The organism is Arthrobacter sp. UNCCL28, from assembly GCF_900102805.1.
Taxonomy (GTDB): Bacteria; Actinomycetota; Actinomycetes; order Actinomycetales; family Micrococcaceae; genus Arthrobacter; species Arthrobacter nicotinovorans_A.
In genome coordinates this window covers 155,173-161,881 of sequence record NZ_FMWE01000001.1, presented here as the reverse complement: position 1 = coordinate 161,881, position 6,709 = coordinate 155,173, and the positions used below count along the sequence as shown (strand labels likewise).

Genomic DNA, 6,709 nt, shown 5'->3' with positions numbered 1-6,709 from the left:
GCTTGAGCGTGACCCCCTTCCACCTCCCCCGGGCTTGAACCAAACCCTCTTCCACATCCCCCAAGGTGGCGGGCGTGGCGAAGCCAGGTGCCGTCGTCGTCGTGTTGTTCCTCCTGACTACCTTCAGGCGGAACGACGAAACGCCTTTCCCCATTGAAGGGGAAAGGCGTTTTGTCGTTGCTGCAAGAGGGACCGGCCAACCCGGGGGGATGTGATAGATGGACCGGCCCAAACCCGGGGGACGTGAGAGAGCGATCCCCCACACCCCACGGGACATGAGAGAGCGATCCCCCACACCCCACGGGACATGAGAGAGCGTCCCGCTCAAGTCCACGGGACATGAGAGAGGGCTACTTCTCCACGAGGGTGAGGACGTCGTACGTGGCCACGATTTCCTCGCTCTGGTTGGTCAGGACGGCATCCCAGGCCACCTCGCCGTACTCATCAGTCTCACGAGGCGTGATCTTTTTGGCCGTCAGGGTGACCCGGATGGAGTCGCCCGCAGCCACGGGGGTAGTGAAGCGCAGGTTCTCCAAGCCGTAGTTGGCCAGCACAGGGCCCGGAGCCGGCTCCACGAAGAGCCCGGCAGCCCAGCTCAGCAGCAAGTAGCCGTGGGCCACGATGCCCGGGAAGAACGGGTTGGCTTCGGCTGCTTCCTGGTTGGTGTGCGCGTAGAACGTGTCGCCTGTGGAGTTGGCGAAAGCCGTGATGTCCTCAAGCTTCACTTCGCGCAGTTCGGAGCGAATGGCATCCCCGATCCGCAGGGTCGCCAACGACTTCCGGAACGGGTGCTCGCCTTCGGTTTCCACCGTGAAGTTGCGGTCGGCGCCGGTGTGCCACTGGCCCGTGACGGCAGTCAGCATGTTCGGCGAACCCTGGATGGCGGTGCGCTGCATGTGGTGCAGCACGGAGCGGATGCCACCCAGCTCCTCGCCGCCTCCGGCCCGACCGGGTCCGCCGTGAACCAGGTGCGGCACGGGGGAACCGTGACCGGTGGAGGAGCGGGCATCTTCCCGGTTGAGCATGTGCACGCGGCCGTGGTGGGCGGCAATGCCAAGCACGAGCTCCTGGGCAACTGAAGGATCGTTGGTGCATACCGAGGCCACCAGGGAACCGGAGCCGCGGGCTGCGAGGCGGACTGCGTCGGCCAGGTCCGAGTAACCCATCACGGAGGAAACCGGGCCAAAGGCTTCGAGCGAGTGGACTTCTTCGGCTTCGGCGTTGGACCAGCTCAGGAGCACGGGCGACATGAACGCACCGTCCTCCACTACGCCCACGGCACCGCCAACCGAGGTGACCGACGGCGCATCGAGGGATCCGTACGCAAGTTCCCCACCGGCGTCGAGCATTGACTGCACTGCAGCGCGGACATCCGCGAGTTGCTCCAGGGATGCAAGCGCACCCATGGTGACGCCCTCGGCGCGGGGGTCACCTACGACGACGCGCTCGTTGATGCGGGCTCCGACGGCGGCAGCAACGTCTGCGGTCAGGGCCTGCGGAACGATGATGCGGCGGATGGCGGTGCACTTCTGGCCAGCCTTGACGGTCATTTCTGTGACCACGGCTTTGACGAAGGCGTCGAACTCGGGCGTGCCGGGAACAGCATCGGGCCCCAGAATCGCGGCGTTCAGGGAGTCGGTCTCAGAGGTGAAACGGACGCCGCCCTGAACCACGTTCCGGTGGCCCTTCAGCGAGTTCGCCGTGGACGCCGAGCCTGTGAAGGATATGAGGTCGCGGTAGTCGAGTTCGTCCAGGATGGTCCGCGCGGAACCGGAGATCAGCTGGAGCGAGCCGGCCGGAAGAATGCCCGATTCCACCATGGCTTTGACCGCAGCGGCGGCAACATAACCGGTCGGCGTCGCAGGCTTCACGATCGTGGGGACGCCGGCGAGGAACGCGGGTGCGAACTTCTCCAGCATGCCCCACACGGGGAAGTTGAAGGCGTTGATCTGCACGGCAACGCCCGGAATGCGGGTGTAAATGTGCTCGCCGGCGAACGAACCGTCCTTGGAGAGCACCTCCAGGGGGCCGTCCACCACCACCTGCGAGTTGGGCAGTTCACGGCGGCCCTTGGAGCCGAACGTGAAGAGCACGCCGATGCCGCCGTCGATGTCGATCATGTTGTCGATCTTGGTGGCACCGCTCTGCGACGAGGATTCGTAGAGTTCCTGGCGCCGCCCGTTGAGGTACTGGGCAAGCTCCTTGAGCTTGAGGGCACGCTGGTGGAAGGTCAGCTTCCCGAGTTCGGTTTGGCCCGTAGTCCGCCCGTAATTTACGACGGCGGCAAGGTCCAGACCGTCGGTGCTCACGTTGGCCAGGACTTCTCCGGTGCTGGCATCGCGGACCGGGACTTTCCTGGCGTCAGGGGCCGGCGTCCACCAGGCATCCTGAACGTAACTGGGCACGGTTGCAACGGCTGTGGTTTCCGGGGCGACTGCTGTAGTGGTCATCGTCGACGGGTCCTTCCAAGGCACGTGAAAGCGGCACGGTCCCTGCTGACTGGAGCCAACATTACTGACCGGCCGTTCGGTAATATATACAGGGTACATGAATGCCCGGAAGAGTACAGCAGGTATTTCGTGAGGGACCTTAGCTCCGGCCGCCCAGCTTCTTCGCCAGCAACAACGGCTTCTTCAGGAACTCCCCCACGCTCGTCCGCGAAATGACAGTCTGATTCAAGGCATCGAGCCGCTCCAGCACATGGTCAAGCTTGGCCCCGGTCTCGTCGAGGCGACGCTGCTGGTCCCGGATCAGCTCCTCCTGCTCAGCCAGGACGCGGGTCAGGTACAACATCCCGCCCAGCCCACCCTGGGTAACACCATCCCGGAGATGCTGGTCGCGGACCAAGGCATCGTAGCGGGCATGCTCCGCGGCCTTTGCGAAAATACTGTTGCCGTCATGCCCCTGGGATTCGGGGCGCTGCGACCAAAACGCAAGGGGTTCGCCGTCGAGGAAGCCGACACGCGAGTGGCTAAGGACGCGCAAGTGGAACTCCCAGTCGCCCACCACGGGAAGGTCTTCGTTGTAGTAGCCCACGGCGTCGTGCAGTTCCCGGCGGTACAGGAAGGAAATGGGAACGGCCCGGTTGATTTTCAACATGTCCGCAAGGGTGATCTGCTGCATGTCCGCCCAGAAGATCTCCCGGCGGATCGGCTCAATGCGATCCCCCTTCAGCTCCTCAATGACGATCTCGGTGCGGACCATCACACCGCTTTCGCCCCCATGGGCAGGCTCATCCAGGTACGCCACGGTGCTTTCGAGGAAGTTCGGAGCCCAAAAATCGTCGTCGTCGTGGATCACGATGAACTCGCCCGAACCGGCCTTGATTCCCGCATTCGACGCCGCCTCCATGCCAACGGATGCGGAATGGTGAAGCGTGGTGATGCGCTTCCGCTCGTCATCCGCCCGCTGGGCGGTGAGATGGTCGACGTCGGCCGGGTTGCCGCCGTCGTTCACAATCACCAACTCGAAATCCTGGAACGTCTGGGCGAAGATGTCATCCAGTGCCCTGGCCAGGAAGATTGGGCGGTTCTTGGTTCGGGTCACGATGGTGACGCGGGCACCGGCGTTCATGGCGGGTCCATTCCGTTGGGAAAGTGTGATCAATCCTGCATGTTAGCAGCGGCGATGGCCCCGGAACCGAGCTTGGACTTCAACGCGCCCACCTCGTGTTCCGAGACCCCGTTGGCCTTCAGGAATTCCAGGACATCCAGCCCTTCGAGGAACCTGAGCAGGCCCGCCCTCTTCTGTTCCAGGATGGCCTCGAGCTCGTCCTCAGGAAGGAACGGATCATGGGCATGCGGGGCTCCGTGCGTGCGATGCCGCTCATTGATTCCCCTGGCTGCGAGCTCATAGCCCCGCACAATGGCCTCGTCACTCATACCCGCAAGCCGCTGCAGCATCAGCGCGATCACCCCACTGCGATCCCGCCCCGCCGAGCAATGGACCACCACCTTGCCGGGCGAGGCCGCGATGGCTTTGAAGACCGGGGCGATCCTGTCCGCGAACAGGTCCACGTAATCGCCATATTGCGCCGGATCCTTCAGATACGGGCCGAACAGCTCGCTGAAGCGGCGATGGTCCGGATCCTCCGTAGGGCAATGTACGACGTCGATACGCGCCTTCACGTCTTCCGGCACCTCAGGATCGGTGTCGCGTTGGTGACGTTCGCGGTCGGCACGGAGATCGATCACGGTGCGGACGCCGTCGTCGTACATCTGCTGCCAACCGGCCTGGGTGACCCACTCGTGCCGGCCCATCCTGTAGACATCGCCGGCGATCCGCCACGCATTCACGGCGCCGTCCCAGTGGACGCTTTGTTGAGCTTCAGGTGTCCCCTCCATAGGAGCCAGCTAAGCACATGCGCGGGTGGGCGCGTGAGTGGTGGGGCGCGCCGAGGGGTTAGCTCTCACCCCTCCTGGCCGCCGAGGGGTCAGCTCTCACCCCTCCTGGTCGCCGAGGGGTTAGCTCTCGCCCCTTTGAGGCCCGCCGAGAGGTTAGCTCTCGGCACATCGAGGCCCGCCGAGAGGTTAGCTCTCGGCACATCGAGGCCCGCCGAGAGGTTAGCTCTCGGCACATCGAGGCCCGCCGAGAGGTTAGCTCTCACCCCTCCTGGCCGCCGAGTGGTTAGCTCTCGGCACATTCAAGCTCGCATATTGCCGAGAGCCCGCCCCTCGGCGAACGGAATGGCCTTACCGCTTCGTGAGTTGGGCGGGTTTGACCGTCGAGACCAATGCCGCTGCGTAGGCCTGGTGCCCGGCGACATTCGGATGGAAGTTGGCGTCAGGGAGCGGCAGCCGGAAGTCCAGCACTATCCATGGATCCAACGAATTCGCTGCATGCCCGGCGAACCTCTTGGTAACGTCAACAAACTTGGCGTTGGTCCGGCTGTCAGCGACTGCTTTGGCGATGGCAGAGTTGAGGGCGTCAGTGGCCCTGTTGACGTTTGCCTGGTTCTCAACGGGAATGACCGGCAGACCATTGACGGGATCGAAGAGACGCGGGTAACCCATCACAGCAATGGTTGCCCGTGGAGCAGAAGCGCGGATGGTTTGGTAGACGCCCTCAAGGCCGGCCTCCAGTACGGGAAGGTTGGCAATAATTGCGTTGACGGTGGCCGCGCAACCCGCATTATCCGTTGATGCGCACGCTTGGAGCGCCAAAAGGCTTCCCGCATCAATGGCACCGGCGGAGAGGCTCACCAATTCCGCTTCTCGGAGCACGGATTGGCCGACGGCGATCTGCTCCAGAACCGTTGGTGCGCCGTTATAGAAGGGACTCGGAAATTCCGGATCAAAGGTCAACAGTGCCCCGTGGCAGGCGAGGTTGGCCAGTAGATTGACCCGGCCAGTATCAGCAACCACGTCCACATAGCCAGGGTGGCTCTGCCAGCAAGGCGCGTCCCTGTACAGGCCACCAGCTCCCGTACCTGCAGTGTAAGAATCGCCAAGGGCCACATAGTCAACGGATGGCGGCGGAGCCGCGGTAGCCGGACTCCCCACGAACCCCAGCGAAAGTCCCAGGACAGCGAGCCCGCCCGCCAAAGCAGCCAGCCGTCGTCGTGCTTGATGAGTTGCCATGACGTTCCCCTTCATACTGCTCAAATGGGGCTCCGGCACTCCGAAAGTGCGGAGGTCACGGCTCGCCCCACCATTCGGCCGCATACCGGGGCAATGTGTGCCCAGAGTACGCCTGCGGGAGAGCTGCGAACAGACCTCCCTGGCCGCCGAGGGGTTAGATCCCGGCACAATCCCCTACCCCATAAAGGCGAGAGCTCACCCCTCGGCACACGTAAAAGGGCGAGAGCTCACCCCTCGGCACACGTAAAAGGGCGAGAGCTCACCCCTCGGCACACGTAAAAGGGCGAGAGCTCACCCCTCGACGTACAACCCCCTCCACGTGGCCGCCGAGGGGTTAGATCCCGGCACAATCCCCAACCCCATAAAGCCGAGAGCTCACCCCTCGGCGCACACAATCAGGCGAGAGCTCACCCCTCACCGCACGCACTCCCCCACCACGCTCGCCGAGGGGTTAGATCCCGGCACATTGAGCGCCAGGATACAGGCGAGAGCTCACTCCTCGGCGGGGTGGCAAGAACCTACGCGCCGTACTTGGCCAGCCGGAACTCCAACCCGTTGCGCACAGCGGGCCACTCGTGCTCGAGGATGGAGAACACCACGGTGTCGCGAAGGGCGCCGTCCTTGCTGCGGGAGTGGCTTCGGAGCACGCCGTCCTGCTTGGCGCCGAGCCGGGCAATGGCTTCCCGGGACTGCTGGTTCATCCAGTGCGTGCAGAATTCAACAGCTACACAACCCAGTGTTTCGAAGGCATGCCCCAGAAGCAGCAGCTTGGAGTCCGGATTGGTCCCCGTACCGTGCGCCGACGCGGCGTTCCAGGTGGAGCCGATCTCCAACCGCGGAGTGGCAGCGTCGATGTTCATGTACGTGGTCATGCCGATGACCTTGCCCGTGGCGTTGGATCGCGTAGCAAAAGGCAGCATGGACCCCTCCGCTTGGAGGCCCAGGCGGCGATCGATTTCAGCAGCCATGCCCTCCGGCGTCGGCACGGAGGTGTACCAAAGCTTCCAAAGGTCGCCATCGCGGGCCGCCTCCACCATCCCGTCATGGTGTTCCTGGCTCAAGGGTTCCAGTGTCACGAATTTTCCGGTCAGGGTGATGGGTTCAATTGAGGTCACCCGGCTAGCCTAACC

5 protein-coding genes are annotated in these 6,709 nt (G+C 63.7%); all 5 read right to left on the bottom strand.

Annotated features, from left to right (window positions below):
* Positions 1-350: 350 nt before the first annotated feature.
* The 5 genes from paaZ to BLQ01_RS00690 all read right to left on the bottom strand — a co-directional run bounded on the left by paaZ (position 351) and on the right by BLQ01_RS00690 (position 6,694).
* Positions 351-2,450 carry a phenylacetic acid degradation bifunctional protein PaaZ gene (gene paaZ, locus BLQ01_RS00710; protein ID WP_091549736.1) on the bottom strand — a complete coding sequence of 700 codons (2,100 nt, stop codon included), beginning with the start codon at positions 2,448-2,450 and terminating at the stop codon, positions 351-353.
* Between the two features lie 139 nt (positions 2,451-2,589).
* Positions 2,590-3,606, bottom strand: coding sequence for a glycosyltransferase family 2 protein (locus BLQ01_RS00705; RefSeq protein ID WP_254779085.1), 1,017 nt, complete (start codon positions 3,604-3,606; stop codon positions 2,590-2,592).
* Positions 3,603-4,343 (bottom strand): tyrosine-protein phosphatase, encoded by a 741-nt coding sequence (locus BLQ01_RS00700; RefSeq protein WP_091549734.1) that lies wholly within the window; start codon positions 4,341-4,343, stop codon positions 3,603-3,605. The genes BLQ01_RS00705 and BLQ01_RS00700 overlap by 4 nt, the downstream gene beginning before the upstream one ends.
* A gap of 348 nt (positions 4,344-4,691) precedes the next feature.
* Positions 4,692-5,579, bottom strand: a complete 888-nt coding sequence (locus tag BLQ01_RS00695; RefSeq protein WP_026546486.1) for an SGNH/GDSL hydrolase family protein — start codon at positions 5,577-5,579, stop codon at positions 4,692-4,694.
* Positions 5,580-6,097: 518 nt separating this feature from the next.
* A complete protein-coding gene (locus BLQ01_RS00690) occupies positions 6,098-6,694 on the bottom strand; it encodes a GNAT family N-acetyltransferase (protein WP_091549733.1) in 597 nt (198 codons plus the stop codon).
* Between the last annotated feature and the right edge of the window lie 15 nt (positions 6,695-6,709).